The following is a 15,127-nucleotide window of genomic DNA, read 5'->3' as shown; positions in this document are numbered from 1 at the left end:
GCGTTCAGGCAAGCGATTGTTTCATTTCTTTCTGCTGTCTTTGCATCTTGACGATCGCTCGTTTAATGGTCGTTTGCACAGTCGATTTTTTCACGCCGAGAAGATCAGCAATCCGTTCATAAGAAAAGCATTCTACCTTATGCAGCAAAAATATTTCTTTTTCCCTGTCCGTTAACAGGGATAACGCTTCTCGGATTCTCTCTCTGTCTTCTTCTGATACCTGTCCGTCCGGCTCAACCATCATAGCGCTGGAAAATGATTCGATGATTCTCGGATCCTTGATCATCAGCCGCTGGTACGCATCACGCCGGTCAATCGCCCGTCTGATGCCGGGCTGTCTTCCTTTTTCAAGCCATTCTGTTACATATTCCAGATCAGTAATCATGTTTCGGATGATTTTTTTATCCCTCAGCTCTTCAGCTGAGAGCATGGATTCATCTGCTTCCGCGAGCGGTTTATATTGAGTTCTCGTCTGTTTTAGCGTGCGTTTATATTCAAATAGTAAATCTTGCATTCTATGATCCTCCTTATTTTGGACAAAAAAAACGGACACCAATCAACGCACAAATGCTGTGCAAGTTGATCAGTGTCCGCAGGCTTTCCGTCTTGGACGTATTCTTTTTTCGCTTTAATTTAATTTATAGCCGATTTCAAATTCAACGCGGGCAAGGTCTCCCTTTCTCGTTTCAACGAGCGTTTTTCCATGCTCCGGCGCTTCCGCAATCCATGCTTCCCGTTTGACGCCGTCCACAATAATCACATGGATTTTTCCCTCCTCCAGCTGGCTCTCCAGCGTGATGGAATTGATATTGACTAGTTTTTTAGGATCGATCATGTTTCTTTTCCTCCTTTTGGCGGTTCCGCGCTTGTGTTGGCTTTTTCTAATAGCTGAATGATGCGCTCTTTTGAATGAATAGAATTCCCTTTCAGAAAATCAAGAGCTGCTTGAGACGCTTCCAACAGTTCTGGCGCAGCCGCCATCAAAGCCGCATTCATTTTTTGCGAATATGAGCTGAGGTCAAATACAGCAGCAATCAGCCTCCCGTTTGAATAGGGGAATCTTTCTTTTTCTTCTTCACTGTAAGCTGAATAAATATAGATCGGTTTTGTATCCCCGCACGGGACGGCACGCCACGGTGCGGGGCTTTTCTCTGCCTGTTTTATTTTTTCCAATACCTTCACTTCCCGTCATCCTTATACCATTGTTCAATGTTTTTTTCCGTTTGCTTCGCCCGAAACAGCAAAGCTATGAAAGCAGTCAGCTTTTTAATCATGGATATTCAGCCTCGCTTTTCCCTCTGTCATCATTTCCTCCAGTTTTTGAATGACCGGCGTTAAATCAGTGCCGGAGCGGCAGTTCGGACATGGATGAAAAACGGCGCCAATGTCTGTATGCTCCACGATGACTTTCTTTGTCAGACAAAGCTCGCACATTATCTGGCCCCCTCCAATCTATGATTCAGCTCGCGGGCTGTTCCTTTGATAATCACTAAATAGTCACTGCACATTTCGTAGATTCTCGTCCCGAGCGCTTCATCAACCCGGACAAGTGTTTCGATCGTCAGCTCGCTCGAAAGCAAAATCGGTCTGTGATTTAAGTAGCGATAGTTGAGTACCGAATACATTTGCTCTAATTGCCAATCGGTGGCGCGGGGTTTGCCATTAACCGGTTTAAACAGGTCATCGATGAACAGCACATCTGCCTGCTTCATCCGGTTCAGCTTCGCTTCCAAAAGATCAAAATCATTTTTCAAATCGGTAAAGCCCTCCACAAACGGAAAATAAATGACCGGCACATGGCGTGTTTTCATCAAATCGTTGGCGGCAGCGGTCAAAAGATGCGTTTTCCCTGAGCCGGGCTGTCCTAAAAGGGCGATGCTATTTTTCCGGCTATCCTTGATTTGTTCATAATCCGCCACATACTCTTTTGTGCATTCAAACGCGTCTTCTATAGCCTGCGGCTTCCCCTCAATGCTGAACTCTTCGAAGCCCAGCTGTCTGAAGGCAGGGGTAATCTCACTGGTACCGAGGAGCCGCTTCACTTTCCGTTCTGCTATACAGCTGCACCTCGTCCATACCTCCAGGCCGTTCTGCTGGATGAGATAGCCTCCCTGATCCTTGCATCGCGGGCAATCATACCGGCTTGCGTCTGATTCGGCCGGTTTGTCCGCCAGTAATGGACGTCTCCCTCTTCTCAGCTCGTCTAAAATCTGCTCGATTGTTCGTTTTGTCATGTCTTTCCATCCTCTCATGTTGAATCGCGGTGTTTTTTTTGGCCTGCTGCGCGAAAAATCGGTCTTCAATAAATTTCGAGCAATAGCGAAAGGCCTTGATTGTTTCTGAAGTGGCGGTCCGCCGGTTTTCAAAGGCTTGAAAGCATTCCTCAAGCCATTTGATTGTTTGCGTTACTGGAACGCCGATGGCGACAATACGGGCGATGGCTTGATAATCTCTGGAGGAAGGATACACGGTGCGTCCTTCTTGAGCCGACCGTAATTGTGTAAAGCGCTTCGCAATGTGATCCACTGCATCAATAGCAGCAGTATTGTTATTTGTTTTATCTTTATTTGAGCGGACGTCTGTGTCCGGTGCCTGCGGCGAAAATGGCCGTTCCGTTATGCTCAGGTGTGCCATTTTGTCCGATCTGAAGCTGTATTTTTTGGAATGCTTTACCGAAATCACCAGTCCATATGGCGCGCGGACAGCCTTTATGTACTCATGGGCTTCAAGGAGCTCCAGCCATCTTCTGACGGTTTTTTCACTGACGCCGAATACAGCCGCCATTTCTCTTGCTTTTAACGGCTTATGTCCGAGCACGATTCCCCAGCATACCCCGTCTTTTTCAATTTCTTTTGTTGTTGAGCTAATGAACCAGAGAAACAGCCATAGAGCCGGACCGATTTTGTCATAATGTTCTGAATTCAATAACCCTGAATACGTTGGAAAAGGATAGCTTTTATCGGTTTTCATTGTACGCAGCTTCTCCTTTTAACAGCATATATGTTTGAAACTGTGCTTGCGTTTCAAAGTGGAATACCGGAAGGCCGCATGGCGTAAACGAAATGGTGCCGCCGGATTGTCCGAGATGGCGCTGATCTATGGGATTTTCACTAAAAACAATTTGGATGGGATACATGTGATCACTCTCCTGATCTGTTTTTGATACATTTCGTATCAGCTGTATCCAAGTATAAACGATACATTCTGTATCATCAAGTTATTTTTGATACTTTTTTTATCATCCCTTTATTTTGATACATTTTGTATCTATAATCAATAGTAACTTAGAGAGTTTAAAAAAGAGAGGTCATAGCATGATAGGCGGCAGATTGAAGAGTCTCAGAGGGAAAAGGACGCAGGAAGAAATCGCATCACACATCGGTGTGTCACGGGCTCGATATTCCCACTATGAAAACGGGCGGAGCGAGCCTGATTACGATACACTGCAAAAGCTGGCTGATTACTTTCAAGTAACGGCTGATTACTTATTAACAGGGAAAGACAAAAAAGACGACGACGATATGTTTTCAGATCCGGACCTGCAGCTCGCATACCGTGATATGCAGGATTTTTCCCCCGAAAGCAAACAGCAGGCCATCGAGTTTATCAACTATTTAAAAGAAAAAGAGAAAAACCGAAAACCCAAAAAATAAATAAATCTTTCTCCGTTCTCTAAAACATATGAAAAATAGACCGATATAAAGAAAAAATTGTTTATTTTTTTTAGAAAAGGGAAAGATTTCTACACACTTTCCAGTCCTATACGGGGCTTTTCTTTCTCGCTAAAAACAGAACAAACGTTCGAAAGGGAGTATTCAATTGGGCGATTACTTATCACATCTGGAGGAATACGTAAAAAATGTATACAGTCGGCTGGGCATCACCTCCCCGCATCACATTGACATGCTGAAAATCGCAAAGGACCTTGATATTTGGGTTCATTTTGAGGATATGGGGAGCATGATGGTCAAGTACGACGGGATGTACAGCATCGTATTGAACCAGAGAAAATCACGTGAAGAGCAATGGGAGGATTTTGGCCATGAGCTGTGCCATGTGTTAAAGCATGCAGGCAATCATTTTCAGATGAACAAGCTCTTCAGGGAATTGCAGGAATTCCAGGCAAATCAATTTATGTACCACTTCTGTGTGCCAACCTTTATGCTGTTGCAGATGGAGCTGCCGCAATGGAGAAGCCAGGCGCTTGCCACAATCGCGTCTGTATTCCGGGTGACAAAAGAATTTGCGGATAAAAGGCTTGAAATGTTTGAACGGCGTAAAGCAGGTATTCAATTTCAGAAGCGGCTCGCTTATTTATTATCACACAAGCGGCCAAATGCGTACGAGGAAGGCGATCAGCAGCACTTGCAGGTCGCTGAAGAAAAAGCGTTATATCATATCGGCAAAAACAGGTAACCAAAAACGGGCTGGGAACAGATATCATCTATCCTCAGCCCGGCAGAAAAACTAGCATTTTGACATTGGAGGCATCGTATCATGCACCCACATTGGCGCCGGTTTAAGATGAGGCGCAGGCCCGAATGCAATCGGGGCCGGAATATACCTGAATTCTCCCCGTCCGTCAAAGGCTTCGCCATGAGCCCATCTTCCTTGTGAGCTTTCATCCCCTCTGGAAAAGTTAAACAGGTCATAAGCCACTTCACGCTTTTCGAGTTCACGCGGGAACGTCGTTGGCACCACAATATCCCGTTCTCTTTCTTCCAACTCTCTAATGGCCGCATACCACATATTTTGATGATAAGTATCCCTTGCAATTAAAAACGAGAGCATATCCCTTACACCAGGATCATCAGTCATTGCATACAGCCGGGTCACCTGAAGGCGCCCTTGAGATTCCGCATTTAAGTTTGCGCGAAAATCCGCCAGCAAATTCCCGCTTGCAATAATGTATTTGGCATTCCACGGATAGCCCTCACTATCTGATGGCATTGCACCCAAACCGGACACAATCGCATGCTGAGGATTCATTCCCGACATTACTGCTGCAATAGCGGGATTGCTTTTATAAGCATCCTCCTGTACATCAGCTGGCGCATGATCCAGAAGTCTGGAAATCATTGTCGCCAGCATTTCGACGTGTGCAATCTCTTCAGTGCCTATGTCACATAACAAATCTTTATATTTGGCATCCGCCCTGCAGTTAAAGCCTTGGAACAAATATTGCATCATCACACTGATCTCACCGAATTGGCCGCCCAGTATTTCTTGAAGCTTTTTCGCATACACCGGATCGGGATGAGCTGGCTTTGCTTGATATTGAAGCTCTTTAATATGATAAAACACATGCATTCCTCCCTACACTTTCACACAACCTCAGCGTATGAAGGAATGGGCCGATCGTGCAGGTCCCGTTTCATTTATTCATAAAAGCCGAGCTTAACAGCTTCCACATATCGATAAAATAGATCGTTTTGTGTGTAGCTTTTATCATGGCAGCCAAAATGGCGAAACAACGCCTTTCGCTGTGCCGTGCTTACTTCCAATTGCAGCCCCATTTCCCTTTTCGTCCGATTGACAATATTTTCGGGATGGACACCTGCCAGCCGGCCTTTCTCACTCGTGAGCTCGGCGCTGAAGCCCGCTTCATTCAGCCGCTCACAAATGAGCTTGGCTTTTTTACGATCCGCGCCTCCGACCAGTGTATGCGGAGTTTTCGGATCATGGTACCCATGAAATGCCAATGCGTAATGGTGGGCATTGACTTTTTCTAAAGCCAGCGGCTCGTCAAACCGAGTGCTTGTCAGGTGTAAAGAACGGTTGTTTCGCTGCTTCACACCTTCAAATAAATAAATGGAACATTGATCGGAAAAAGCCCGCACCAATTCACTGACACCGGGCTCAATTTTGCCGCCGTGGGGACCGAGAACAATAAGCTCACTTCCGTTTTTCTCGTCATATATAATCCGGTACTCCGATTCAGAAGCAGAAAGGGCTACAAAACTTTCATACTTATCTTTCATTTTGAACGCTCTCCTTTACCAGTCAGCACCAGTTTACTCTACTCACCTATGAATGAAAACCTTTTTATTGTATGATTTGATCAAGCACATTTCAGGAGGGATATCATGGGATTCATTGATGGATTACTTGGAAATGCGTCGACACTGTCAAAGGCTGCGGCGAAGGAAGAACTGGCTCATATTTTGCTGGAGGATGAGAATGTCAATGCCGCGTTTAAATTGGTTCGCGACCTACTTGTCTTTACTGATAAGCGGCTTATTCTTGTAGATAAGCAGGGAATCACAGGCAAGAAAACGGAATTTCAATCAATTCCGTACAAAAGCATTTCTAGATTCAGCGTAGAGACCGCCGGCCGCTTTGACCTAGATTCAGAGCTAAACATTTGGATTTCCGGCGCGGAACTTCCCGCTGTTTCAAAACAGTTTAAAAAAGATGAAAGCATTTATGATATTCAAAAGGTTCTTGCAGCAGTTTGTATGTAAGGTGAAACGGAAGCTCAGCAGCTTCCGTTTATTGATTACAGCTTTTCCATTATTTTTGCTTTTGTTTTCGGACCGTAAATCCCATCTGCCGTTAATCCGCTGACAGACTGAAAACGTTTCACGGCATTTGCTGTTTTCGGGCCATAAACACCGTCAACGCCATGGTTTTTCGCCCCTTTATCAGGATAAAAATAAAGAGCAGCTAAAGCGGTCTGCACCTGTTTTACGTTTGTCCCTTTAGTCAGCGGGCTTGTCACTTTGATCACTCCTGATGGGAGCGGATAGGAAGATGTGGCATGGCTTTTACAAGAAGATGCCGCTTGAGACAGCTTAATCACCTGTCCGACTTTGATGTGATCCGGGTCAGTAATATGATTTATGTTTTGCAGTGTTTTCACACTGACACCATGCGATGCAGCAATACCGGACAGTGTGTCGCCTTTTTTCACATGGTATTCAGACGCCGAAGAAGAGACTGAAGCCTTTTTTACTGACACGCTTCCGTTCAATTCCTTTTCAATTGCCGCCTTCACTTGATCCCAGCGCCCCTCTGATAAAATGCGGTGCGGGCAGTACTTGCCGCTCCAGTCCTGATGCTTTCTCACCCGGTCTATTCCCCAGCCCCGCTCTTTCAAAAGCTGAGCCACGAAAGAAATCGCCAAGGCTTCGGCCGCTTCATACTTTGGACCTCCCGATTTGCTGTAGCAAATCTCAACACCGATTGATTTGCGGTTTCCTGTACCATTTGTGCCATCACCCGTATGCCATGCGTTTCGGTTAAGCGGCAGACCTTGAATCACCTCTTTATCATCGACTGCAAAATGGAAGCTTGTCGAGCTGGTATTTCCAATCATATAGCTGATTTCATTAGCCGCTGAGGCGTCGTTTGCCGTGTTGTGGATGGTAATGTATTCAGCGGACATCGCATTGGGGCACTTCAGCGCGTATTTCGCCCCAGAAACCAAATTTTGCTTTACTTGAATGCTCACCTATCATCTCTCCTTTTACTTTTTCACCAATAGATGGCATTCGTAGGACGAAAAGCTCATTTCATCCGTCACCGTAATATGGATAATTGTGTTAGACTGAAATTCAATAGGAGGGAAATGATCATGCACACGTATTTAATGCTGACAACAAGAACAGATCAATTCAATCAGGAGCATGTAGCCGGACACTATGAATTTTTGGACCGCTTACAGGCAGAAAAACGTTTAAAAATGTTCGGGCCATTCAGCGACGCCACAGGCGGAGCCTACGTCATTGAAGCAGGTTCGCCAGAAGAAGCGAAGGAAATCGGCCATCAAGATCCGCTGGTGGCAAGCGGATCTTCCGAGCTGACGATAAGGGAATGGAAGCTGAAATAAAAAAGACCCCTGGGGGTCTTTTTTCGTCAACATCATGTTTGATTTCGTGCCGCAATATGAAATGTTTTATCTTCTTTGTCTGCTGTTTCTCCTGGATGGACCATCACCTGAGTAAAGCTGAACCCGACCGCAACGAGCAACAAACCTGACATCCATTTAGATTTCATATAAACAATCTCCTCTCTGGATTTGTTTTTGTGCGTGCACCATTTTCTCATAAAATGAAAGTGCTTTTTCAGGCTGTCCGTTTTCTATATAGAATTGGGCAGCATCATGCGCCAGCTCTTCAATATAAGGATACAGCATATGTTCTTCAAGAAATTGAAAGGTGTGTGAGACTGATTCTGTGTTCATGTTTTTTCCGTATAACGCATGTAAAAATTGAAAAAGCTCCACAAACAAATCATCACTGTATTGACGGGCGATTTCCAATCCTTCACGATACTTTTTTTGCGCTTCGGCATCATTTTTTTGTTTATACAGAACCTGTGTTAAAGAGTAGATAGAATGCGGAAGATTATCGAACTTTTCCGACTTGCAAATAGAAACGGATTTCTCAAAGTATTCGGCTGCCTTTTGCAGTTCACCCATTTTCTCAAAACAGTTTCCGAGATTATACAGGGCCGAACTGATCAAGCGGGGATTGCCTTCTTTCTTTGCAAGATCTAAAGCCAGTTCTAAGTGGGGCAATGCTCTTTCTGGATACTGCATATCATCATAATTTCCTGCAATAACGAATTCACATTGGATTCTGCGGACGGTGTACGTTTCATACATTTGGTACGTTTCTAATGCCTGAACGGCGTAGCTCATTGAAACATAGGTTTGTTTTAAATTGTAAAAGATCTCGGCCATTTTAAAAGCAAACTCGGCTTTTTCAATATCATCCGAGACGAGGGCAAGATTCTTTTCCGCCCGTTTATAATACATCATGGCACTGACAAACATTTTCTGCTTAAATTCAAACATTCCGCGAAAAAAGTTAAAGTAATAATCGAGAAGCCCGGTCAGCTTGTACTGATTCCCTTCAATGTCTTCTAATAATTCTGAAAATTCTAGCTGCGACGTGTCCTCTCCTAAAGGCTTAATGTAATCCAGCATGACTCGATGCCTGAAATCCATTAAAGAATAATACAGCAGCAAATCTTGGTCTTCTTCCATATCCTCGATTTCTCTTTCTACTTCGAGCTTGACCCGTTCGGCTTCAGCCACGTGGAACTGCCGGATATGGGTATACCATTCATTAATTTTAAGCCCGACATAAGAGGACGGAATCGTCTGCTTCATCCTCAATTAATCCCCCCTTTTGAGTTACCCGAGATATGTCATATTTTATCATATTTACTAGAAAAAGAAGAACGCAAAAAGACCGCAATTGTCGAATTTCGGCTAACCGCAACAAAAAAGCGCGGGTTTTCAAAACCCGTGCTTTCATTTAGTGAAAACCGACCTTGTTTCTTTCCATCCAGCTTCCGTGCCGGCTTTTTCTTTGTTCTCCTGTCATGTCTTTTACCATGGCTTCAATATGATGCTCCCCTTCTTGGTGCCATTGAAGGGCGGAAGATACATATAATTCTCCCAGCTGGGCAAAGGAAAAGCCTTCTGTAAGCTTCGCGGCACTTTTGATTTCTTCTTCATTCAGGAAGATGCCAAAGCCTCTCATTTTCATATATTCCCGCCGCAGCTCTTCATCCGGAAGCCCGATTTCGTAGGCACGGTCAAACCGTCCTGCACGATTCATCAAGCCCGGATCGATCTTTTCGGGATAATTTGTCGTGCCGATGAGAAAAATCCCCTCTTTTGATGTCGCGCCGTCCAGCGTATTGAGAAAAAAGGATCGCACATCTTCCGGCATCGAATCTATATCCTCGATGACCAAAACTGCAGGAGCGAGTCGTCTCGCTGACTGAAAGACTTCTTCTATTGTCTCGCTCGACGTAAATTCTGTAATTTGCCAATAGGCAACAGGTGCATCGATACTGCCTGCAATCGACTTTACTAATGTTGTCTTTCCATTTCCGGGAGGTCCATATAACAGGATGCCGCGCTTGTAAGGGATGTTATACGTTTGATAAAACGTTTTATCACTATGAAAAAATTGATCAATTGACCGGTATATCTCTTTTTTCAACACTGGGCTCATCATCACCTGATTTCGTTGAACCTCTCTGACGATCGCTTCCTGTTCTTTTGAAGTCCCGCCATCCCCATCCGTAAAAACGGTCACTTTCCGCTTGCTTTTTTCCCAAAGGCGTGGTCTGACGCCCTCTAAGAATGCACGCATTTTTTCATCGTTAACCGCAAACAGGCAATCGAAACTCATCATGCTCCCATCTTGGAAATATGGAATTCTGGCAAAAGCAACACCCTTTTCAGGATATGCATATACGCTGTTTCGTATAGATTGATGAACGGTATAATCCGGTTCTTTTTCATCTTCATCGTAAGCAAAGGTTTTCTTTTCAAGCTTTTCAAATATATAAGCCACATGCTTAGGCTCCAATGAACCGCTGCGGACATCTTCTTCAAGAAGCTCCCAGTACTCAGTGTTCGGGTCATCACTTGCATAAAGCTCATAGAAAACGCCATATTGATCATAAAGCGCCTCTTCAATTCGTGTTATAAGATAACCGAAAGTGCCGTAGCCCACCGCAGCTCTTTCATTCTCTTTTTCTTCGTACTGATAAATGAAAGGTATATTTGTCATGTTAATCTCCATTTCTTGATCTTTTGTGAACGTTATATAGACGATTGACTTAGCTTTTTGTTTCATCCCACAGCATATTGCTTGTGAAATGATAACCGTTGATATAGGATTTCATTGCACCATTTATTTTTCATATGGAGGAGATCATATTGAGTCAATCCAATCAAATTGTGAGCCATTTTTTATCCCATCGAAACGTGACAAATGAGCTGGCTGAAAAAATCAGCAAAGACCATTACAGCTACAAACCGGCTGAAACATCAATGTCAGCGGAGGAACTGGTCAAACACATTCTTACGTCTTTCCACTTGTTTGCAAATGTCATTAAAGAAGGCAACGCCTCACCATTCCAAAACAAACAGGAAGAAATGGAAACAGATCTCAATGTTTTGGCAAAAACATATACAGAAAAAACGGCCGCTATCCTTGAACAGCTGACAGAAGAGCAACTGGACAGAGAAATTGATCTGACAGCTACTTTTGGCAGAAAAATCACAGGCCGCACACTGCTTCAGCTTGCGATGGAGCATGAAATTCACCATAAAGGCAACCTGTTCGTTTATGTGCGGGAAATGGGGCACACAGAACTTCCTTTCTATCAGCAGCGCATGTAAATACATAAGACAAAAAGATACCTGTCCAGGGTATCTTTTTTTGTGCCTCTGGCTTCCTGCTGAATCCTGTCCAGACACTCATTCTAGGGCAAATGAATAAAGATATTGAGCAAACCAAATTTTCAAGCAGCAAACGCACAAACATTCTAAACATTCAATTGATTAACTTGACCTAATTATATATAATCTGATAAAAATAGTCGGGTTTTCAGGAGGCCTTTATCATGAGTGTAACAATCATATTGATGGGTTTGTTTGTCGGAGCCTTAGTGGGATTGACAGGAGTGGGCGGAGCGGCCTTATTAACTCCTCTTTTAATTGTGCTTGGCATTAATCCTTCAATCGCTGTCGGTACGGATCTTGTATATAACTCGATCACAAAGCTGTTTGGCGTTGCCTCCCATTGGCGGCAGAAAACGATTAACTTTACATTAGTCAAATACTTAGCCATCGGCAGTATTCCTAGTGCTTCTTTAGCCATTGGCATATTGCATTTGTTCCCCGCCTTTCATCAGCATCAGGAAGACATTATAAAGCACGCTCTTGGCTATGTGTTAACGCTAGTTGCCATTTCCATTATCGTTCGTTTGTTTTTGGATAGAAAACTTCGCCCCAACCGCTGGCAGCTGATGCCGCTTGAAAATAAGCGGACGCTCACGATTCTCATTGGTGTCGTGTTTGGATTTATCGTCGGATTAACATCAATCGGTTCCGGATCATTATTTGCCATTGCCATGATTTACTTATTTAACATGAAAGCGTCACAGATTGTCGGAACCGATATCGCGCATGCTTTTCTTCTCGTGACAGCAGCAGGCATCTTGAACGCAAGCTTCGGAAGCGTCGACTATATGCTGGCAGCTAACCTGCTGCTCGGTTCAATTCCCGGCGTGCTGATCGGAAGCCATCTCTCGCCTCGCTTCTCCCCGCGTCCGCTGCAATTTATTATGGCGTCCATCATTCTGATCAGCGGCTTAAAACTGATTTAATGAAAAAGGCTATCCCCTCGCAGGATAGCTCTTCTTCATTATAACGTCACACCTGATTTAAAAATGGCAAGTTCTCTGAAATCATTTTTTTCATGGTTCACAAGCTGACCGCTGGCCACTTCAATCATATAGTGGATAAACTCCCGCAGTACATATTCCTCATGCACATCATCCTCCGCTAAAAGACCCGCGTTGAAATCAATCCAATGCGGTTTCGTCTCGTACAGCTGGGTGTTTGTCGCGACCTTCACCGTCGGGACAAAGGTGCCAAACGGCGTGCCTCTTCCCGTTGTAAACAAGACAATTTGGCAGCCGGCCGCCGCCAATGCGGAGGACGCGATTAAGTCATTGCCTGGCGCGCTCAAAAGCGTCAGCCCGTTTGTCTTGAGCACTTCGCCGTATTTCAAGACATCCGTGACAGGGGAAATCCCCGCTTTTTGCGTGCAGCCCAGCGATTTATCCTCAAGCGTAGAGATGCCGCCCGCTTTGTTGCCCGGTGAAGGGTTTTCGTACACCGGCTGTTCGTGTTTGATAAAATATTGTTTGAAATCATTGATTAAATGGACAATTTTATGAAACACTTCCTCATTGGCAGCCCGCTGCATCAGGATGGTTTCCGCACCGAACATCTCCGGGACTTCCGTCAGCACCGTGCTTCCTCCCTGTGCGATGATATAGTCTGAAAAACGGCCAAGCAGCGGATTTGCCGTTACGCCGGAAAAACCGTCCGACCCTCCGCATTTCAGCCCGATTTTCAGTACAGACAGCGAAATGTCTTCTCTCCTATCCCCTTTAGCGGCTTCATGAATTTCCTTCAGCAACGCAACGCCTGCCTCCATTTCATTCGTCACCGACTGCGATTCAAGAAACTTCACCCGATTCAGATTCACATCTTGCAGCGCTTCCTTCATTCCTGCCAGCTCGTTGTTTTCACAGCCAAGCCCTAACACCAAGACGCCGCCGGCATTTGGGTGGCGAATGGCATTTAGAAGGATTTGCTTCGTATTTTCGTGGTCGTCGCCAAGCTGCGAGCAGCCGTATTGGTGTTTTAACACGAGCACGTTATCGAATGGAGCGATATCCCCCGTTTCTCTGACAAAACGCTGGAGCATTTTTTCAGCGATCCCGTTGACGCAGCCGACAGTCGGCACAATCCACAATTCATTCCGTACACCGGCATCTCCGTTTTCTCTTCTAAATCCCTTAAACGTCCGGTTTTCATTTGAATACGGATTTTCATCAAATCTCGGTGTATAGCTGTATGTTTGGATATCAGACAGGTTTGTTTTCGTATTATGGACATGAATATGCTCTCCGATCGATATATCTTGTGATGCATGCCCGATTGGAAATCCGTATTTGATGATGCTGTCGTTTTCTTTGATAGGCTGCAGCGCAATCTTGTGGCCTCTTTTAATATCATCCTTCACTTCAATCGACACGCCGTCCGCATTCAGCCGCTCTCCCTTCCCGATATCCCGCAGAGCAAGAAGGACATTATCTTGTTTATGAATCTTGATAAATGACTTCATCGCACTTCTCCCCTTTGTGTGCAGCATTGTTTAAGAGCCCGCTGCATGCCCAGCTTATGAATATGATTCAAGTGATCAGCGACTCTTTCAGTCAGCCTCGGTATCTCGTTCAGATCTGCCCCCCACAGCCGCTCTTCGCCTAACACCCTTGAGGCAATACGGAGCATGTCTCCATTCTCCTGATGCCACACCTCTGTGAAAAATTGAAGAACAGCCGGATCATCCTGCAAATACTCGTTTCCCTGATAAAAATACAGAAGAGCGCTGAAAGAAAACACCATGCGTTCAGGAAGCTGTCCTTTCTGTTCAACATATTCCTGAATGGTCGGCAGGTTTCTCGTTTTGAATTTGGAAACGGAATTCAATGCGATGCTTTCTAGATAATGCTTCATATACGGGTTTTTGAAACGGTTCAGCACATCATTAATATATTGAGAAAGCCCTTCCATTTTTAAAACAGGAAGAATGTCGTCACTGATCATCTCTCTAATAAACTGCCCTACTTCCGGATGCTCGACAGCATCCCGCACCGTTTGCAAGCCGTATAATAAAGCCACTGGCGTCATGGCCGTATGAGCACCATTTAAAATTCTCACTTTTTTAACCCTGTAAGGGGTCAGGTCGCTGACGATCTTTGTATGGAGCCCGGCAGCCGCAAAGGGCAGTTCCTCTCCAATCCACTTCGGCCCCTCGATCACCCATAAATAATACTGTTCTCCCACAACAATCAAATCATCTTGATAGCCCAGATCTGCCGTGATCTCATCAATGCGATCCACAGGAAAACCCGGGACAATGCGATCTACTAAACTATTGCAAAACGTGTTGGCCTCATGAAGCCACTGTGTAAACCCTTCTTCCAGCTTCCATAGATCCGCATAATGAAGAACCGTTTCCTTCAGCTTTTCGCCATTATTCTCGATCAGCTCACATGGGATTAAGACACACCCTTTTGTCTGATCTCCTCTAAAAGCCTGATAGCGAAAGTAGAGAAATGCAGTTAATTTCCCAGGGAATGTTTTTTGCGGCCTATCCTCTAAACGATCCTTTTCATCACATACAATACCAGCCTCAGTGGTATTGGAAATGATAAATCTCAGGTCTTCGCTTGAAGCCAGTTCTTTGTACGCTTCATAATCAGAAAACAGATCAATGCCGCGGCTGATTGAGTTGATAATCATATGCTCTTTTACCGCTTCTCCGTCTTTCATTCCCTGTAAAAAAAGCGTGTATAAACCATCTTGCTGATTTAACCTTTTGATTTTTTCTGACCCTCTCGGCTGCACAACTGCGATGCTCCCATGAAAATCAGTATGTTGATTCAATTGATCAATCTGCCAATCGACAAACCCTCGCAGAAAGTTTCCTTCTCCAAATTGAAGGATTTTTTCCCGGTACTGAGTATAGTGATCGTACACGTTTTTATTGAGCTTCTGCACTTTCATTGCCTCCCT

General features: G+C 44.7%; 21 protein-coding genes. 6 read left to right on the top strand and 15 right to left on the bottom strand.

Annotated elements, in window-relative coordinates; all coding sequences use genetic code 11:
- Window positions 1–4: 4 nt before the first annotated feature.
- From M1D98_RS06615 to M1D98_RS06585, 7 genes are all read right to left on the bottom strand, one after another.
- Window positions 5–514, bottom strand: a complete 510-nt coding sequence (locus tag M1D98_RS06615; protein WP_121642383.1) for a sigma-70 family RNA polymerase sigma factor — start codon at window positions 512–514, stop codon at window positions 5–7.
- A gap of 114 nt (window positions 515–628) precedes the next feature.
- Window positions 629–835, bottom strand: a complete 207-nt coding sequence (locus M1D98_RS06610) for an XtrA/YqaO family protein (RefSeq protein ID WP_010330404.1) — start codon at window positions 833–835, stop codon at window positions 629–631.
- Entirely contained in the window at window positions 832–1,182 is a 351-nt protein-coding gene (locus M1D98_RS06605; RefSeq protein ID WP_456280124.1) for a phage portal protein, read from the bottom strand. The genes M1D98_RS06610 and M1D98_RS06605 overlap by 4 nt, the downstream gene beginning before the upstream one ends.
- Before the next feature lie 84 nt (window positions 1,183–1,266).
- Window positions 1,267–1,434, bottom strand: coding sequence for a hypothetical protein (locus M1D98_RS06600; RefSeq protein ID WP_010330401.1), 168 nt, complete (start codon window positions 1,432–1,434; stop codon window positions 1,267–1,269).
- The gene (locus tag M1D98_RS06595) at window positions 1,434–2,234 is read right to left on the bottom strand and encodes a DnaA ATPase domain-containing protein (protein WP_456280123.1); all 801 of its coding nucleotides are present in this window, start codon (window positions 2,232–2,234) and stop codon (window positions 1,434–1,436) included. The genes M1D98_RS06600 and M1D98_RS06595 overlap by 1 nt, the downstream gene beginning before the upstream one ends.
- Window positions 2,134–2,970 carry a hypothetical protein gene (locus M1D98_RS06590; protein ID WP_010330399.1) on the bottom strand — a complete coding sequence of 279 codons (837 nt, stop codon included), beginning with the start codon at window positions 2,968–2,970 and terminating at the stop codon, window positions 2,134–2,136. The genes M1D98_RS06595 and M1D98_RS06590 overlap by 101 nt, the downstream gene beginning before the upstream one ends.
- Window positions 2,957–3,136 (bottom strand): hypothetical protein, encoded by a 180-nt coding sequence (locus tag M1D98_RS06585; RefSeq protein ID WP_010330398.1) that lies wholly within the window; start codon window positions 3,134–3,136, stop codon window positions 2,957–2,959. Before M1D98_RS06585 ends, M1D98_RS06590 begins: the two co-directional genes overlap by 14 nt.
- 178 nt (window positions 3,137–3,314) lie before the next feature.
- On the opposite strand from M1D98_RS06585, the gene xre reads away from it, so the two are divergent.
- Together xre and M1D98_RS06575 are read left to right on the top strand one after the other, a co-directional pair.
- Entirely contained in the window at window positions 3,315–3,653 is a 339-nt protein-coding gene (gene xre / locus M1D98_RS06580) for an HTH-type transcriptional regulator Xre (protein ID WP_435576873.1), read from the top strand.
- Window positions 3,654–3,819: 166 nt separating this feature from the next.
- Window positions 3,820–4,416: an ImmA/IrrE family metallo-endopeptidase gene (locus M1D98_RS06575; RefSeq protein WP_121642380.1), complete on the top strand. Its 597-nt coding sequence runs from the start codon at window positions 3,820–3,822 to the stop codon at window positions 4,414–4,416.
- Between the two features lie 51 nt (window positions 4,417–4,467).
- Here the strand turns inward: M1D98_RS06575 and M1D98_RS06570 are convergent, their stop codons facing one another.
- A complete protein-coding gene (locus M1D98_RS06570; RefSeq protein ID WP_026014525.1) occupies window positions 4,468–5,304 on the bottom strand; it encodes a manganese catalase family protein in 837 nt (278 codons plus the stop codon).
- Between the two features lie 74 nt (window positions 5,305–5,378).
- Entirely contained in the window at window positions 5,379–5,981 is a 603-nt protein-coding gene (locus M1D98_RS06565) for a poly-gamma-glutamate hydrolase family protein (RefSeq protein WP_121642379.1), read from the bottom strand.
- A 105-nt stretch (window positions 5,982–6,086) separates the two neighbouring features.
- Here M1D98_RS06565 and M1D98_RS06560 point away from each other — a divergent pair, with 105 nt between their 5' ends.
- Window positions 6,087–6,464, top strand: coding sequence for a PH domain-containing protein (locus tag M1D98_RS06560; protein WP_121642378.1), 378 nt, complete (start codon window positions 6,087–6,089; stop codon window positions 6,462–6,464).
- Window positions 6,465–6,499: 35 nt separating this feature from the next.
- Here the strand turns inward: M1D98_RS06560 and M1D98_RS06555 are convergent, their stop codons facing one another.
- On the bottom strand, window positions 6,500–7,453 hold the full coding sequence (locus M1D98_RS06555) for an N-acetylmuramoyl-L-alanine amidase (protein ID WP_121642377.1): 954 nt from the start codon (window positions 7,451–7,453) through the stop codon (window positions 6,500–6,502).
- Between the two features lie 123 nt (window positions 7,454–7,576).
- Here M1D98_RS06555 and M1D98_RS06550 point away from each other — a divergent pair, with 123 nt between their 5' ends.
- Complete coding sequence (locus tag M1D98_RS06550; RefSeq protein WP_100741593.1) at window positions 7,577–7,831, top strand: YciI family protein; 255 nt, start codon at window positions 7,577–7,579, stop codon at window positions 7,829–7,831.
- A 32-nt stretch (window positions 7,832–7,863) separates the two neighbouring features.
- Here M1D98_RS06550 and phrA read toward each other — a convergent pair whose 3' ends face one another.
- The 3 genes from phrA to yjoB all read right to left on the bottom strand — a co-directional run bounded on the left by phrA (window position 7,864) and on the right by yjoB (window position 10,538).
- Window positions 7,864–7,998 carry a phosphatase RapA inhibitor PhrA gene (gene phrA, locus M1D98_RS06545; RefSeq protein WP_010330391.1) on the bottom strand — a complete coding sequence of 45 codons (135 nt, stop codon included), beginning with the start codon at window positions 7,996–7,998 and terminating at the stop codon, window positions 7,864–7,866.
- A complete protein-coding gene (rapA, locus tag M1D98_RS06540) occupies window positions 7,988–9,124 on the bottom strand; it encodes a response regulator aspartate phosphatase RapA (protein ID WP_082022502.1) in 1,137 nt (378 codons plus the stop codon). The genes phrA and rapA overlap by 11 nt, the downstream gene beginning before the upstream one ends.
- A 142-nt stretch (window positions 9,125–9,266) precedes the next feature.
- Window positions 9,267–10,538: an ATPase YjoB gene (yjoB, locus tag M1D98_RS06535; RefSeq protein ID WP_121642376.1), complete on the bottom strand. Its 1,272-nt coding sequence runs from the start codon at window positions 10,536–10,538 to the stop codon at window positions 9,267–9,269.
- A gap of 149 nt (window positions 10,539–10,687) precedes the next feature.
- Between yjoB and M1D98_RS06530 the strand changes: the two genes are divergently transcribed.
- Both M1D98_RS06530 and M1D98_RS06525 read left to right on the top strand, forming a co-directional pair.
- Window positions 10,688–11,152 (top strand): DinB family protein, encoded by a 465-nt coding sequence (locus tag M1D98_RS06530; protein WP_010330388.1) that lies wholly within the window; start codon window positions 10,688–10,690, stop codon window positions 11,150–11,152.
- A gap of 224 nt (window positions 11,153–11,376) precedes the next feature.
- Window positions 11,377–12,141: a sulfite exporter TauE/SafE family protein gene (locus M1D98_RS06525; protein WP_010329479.1), complete on the top strand. Its 765-nt coding sequence runs from the start codon at window positions 11,377–11,379 to the stop codon at window positions 12,139–12,141.
- Window positions 12,142–12,179: 38 nt separating this feature from the next.
- Here the strand turns inward: M1D98_RS06525 and M1D98_RS06520 are convergent, their stop codons facing one another.
- The gene (locus tag M1D98_RS06520; RefSeq protein ID WP_456280122.1) at window positions 12,180–13,673 is read right to left on the bottom strand and encodes a UxaA family hydrolase; all 1,494 of its coding nucleotides are present in this window, start codon (window positions 13,671–13,673) and stop codon (window positions 12,180–12,182) included.
- Window positions 13,670–15,112: a tagaturonate reductase gene (locus tag M1D98_RS06515; protein ID WP_456280121.1), complete on the bottom strand. Its 1,443-nt coding sequence runs from the start codon at window positions 15,110–15,112 to the stop codon at window positions 13,670–13,672. Before M1D98_RS06515 ends, M1D98_RS06520 begins: the two co-directional genes overlap by 4 nt.
- Window positions 15,113–15,127: the final 15 nt, after the last annotated feature.

This window comes from Bacillus sp. K7, assembly GCF_053903245.1.
The sequence above is the reverse complement of the archived record's forward strand: the minus strand, read 5'-3'. Positions and strand labels throughout refer to the sequence as shown.

What these genes read in the sequence shown, in the direction of transcription:
- M1D98_RS06615 (WP_121642383.1), bottom strand. Translation starts at nt 514, where the DNA reads ATGCAAGATTTACTATTTGAATATAAACGCACGCTAAAACAGACGAGA.
- M1D98_RS06610 (WP_010330404.1), bottom strand. Translation starts at nt 835, where the DNA reads ATGATCGATCCTAAAAAACTAGTCAATATCAATTCCATCACGCTGGAG.
- M1D98_RS06600 (WP_010330401.1), bottom strand. Translation starts at nt 1,434, where the DNA reads ATGTGCGAGCTTTGTCTGACAAAGAAAGTCATCGTGGAGCATACAGAC.
- M1D98_RS06595 (WP_456280123.1), bottom strand. Translation starts at nt 2,234, where the DNA reads ATGACAAAACGAACAATCGAGCAGATTTTAGACGAGCTGAGAAGAGGG.
- M1D98_RS06590 (WP_010330399.1), bottom strand. Translation starts at nt 2,970, where the DNA reads ATGAAAACCGATAAAAGCTATCCTTTTCCAACGTATTCAGGGTTATTG.
- M1D98_RS06585 (WP_010330398.1), bottom strand. Translation starts at nt 3,136, where the DNA reads ATGTATCCCATCCAAATTGTTTTTAGTGAAAATCCCATAGATCAGCGC.
- xre (WP_435576873.1), top strand. Translation starts at nt 3,315, where the DNA reads ATGATAGGCGGCAGATTGAAGAGTCTCAGAGGGAAAAGGACGCAGGAA.
- M1D98_RS06565 (WP_121642379.1), bottom strand. Translation starts at nt 5,981, where the DNA reads ATGAAAGATAAGTATGAAAGTTTTGTAGCCCTTTCTGCTTCTGAATCG.
- M1D98_RS06560 (WP_121642378.1), top strand. Translation starts at nt 6,087, where the DNA reads ATGGGATTCATTGATGGATTACTTGGAAATGCGTCGACACTGTCAAAG.
- M1D98_RS06550 (WP_100741593.1), top strand. Translation starts at nt 7,577, where the DNA reads ATGCACACGTATTTAATGCTGACAACAAGAACAGATCAATTCAATCAG.
- phrA (WP_010330391.1), bottom strand. Translation starts at nt 7,998, where the DNA reads ATGAAATCTAAATGGATGTCAGGTTTGTTGCTCGTTGCGGTCGGGTTC.
- yjoB (WP_121642376.1), bottom strand. Translation starts at nt 10,538, where the DNA reads ATGACAAATATACCTTTCATTTATCAGTACGAAGAAAAAGAGAATGAA.
- M1D98_RS06525 (WP_010329479.1), top strand. Translation starts at nt 11,377, where the DNA reads ATGAGTGTAACAATCATATTGATGGGTTTGTTTGTCGGAGCCTTAGTG.
- M1D98_RS06520 (WP_456280122.1), bottom strand. Translation starts at nt 13,673, where the DNA reads ATGAAGTCATTTATCAAGATTCATAAACAAGATAATGTCCTTCTTGCT.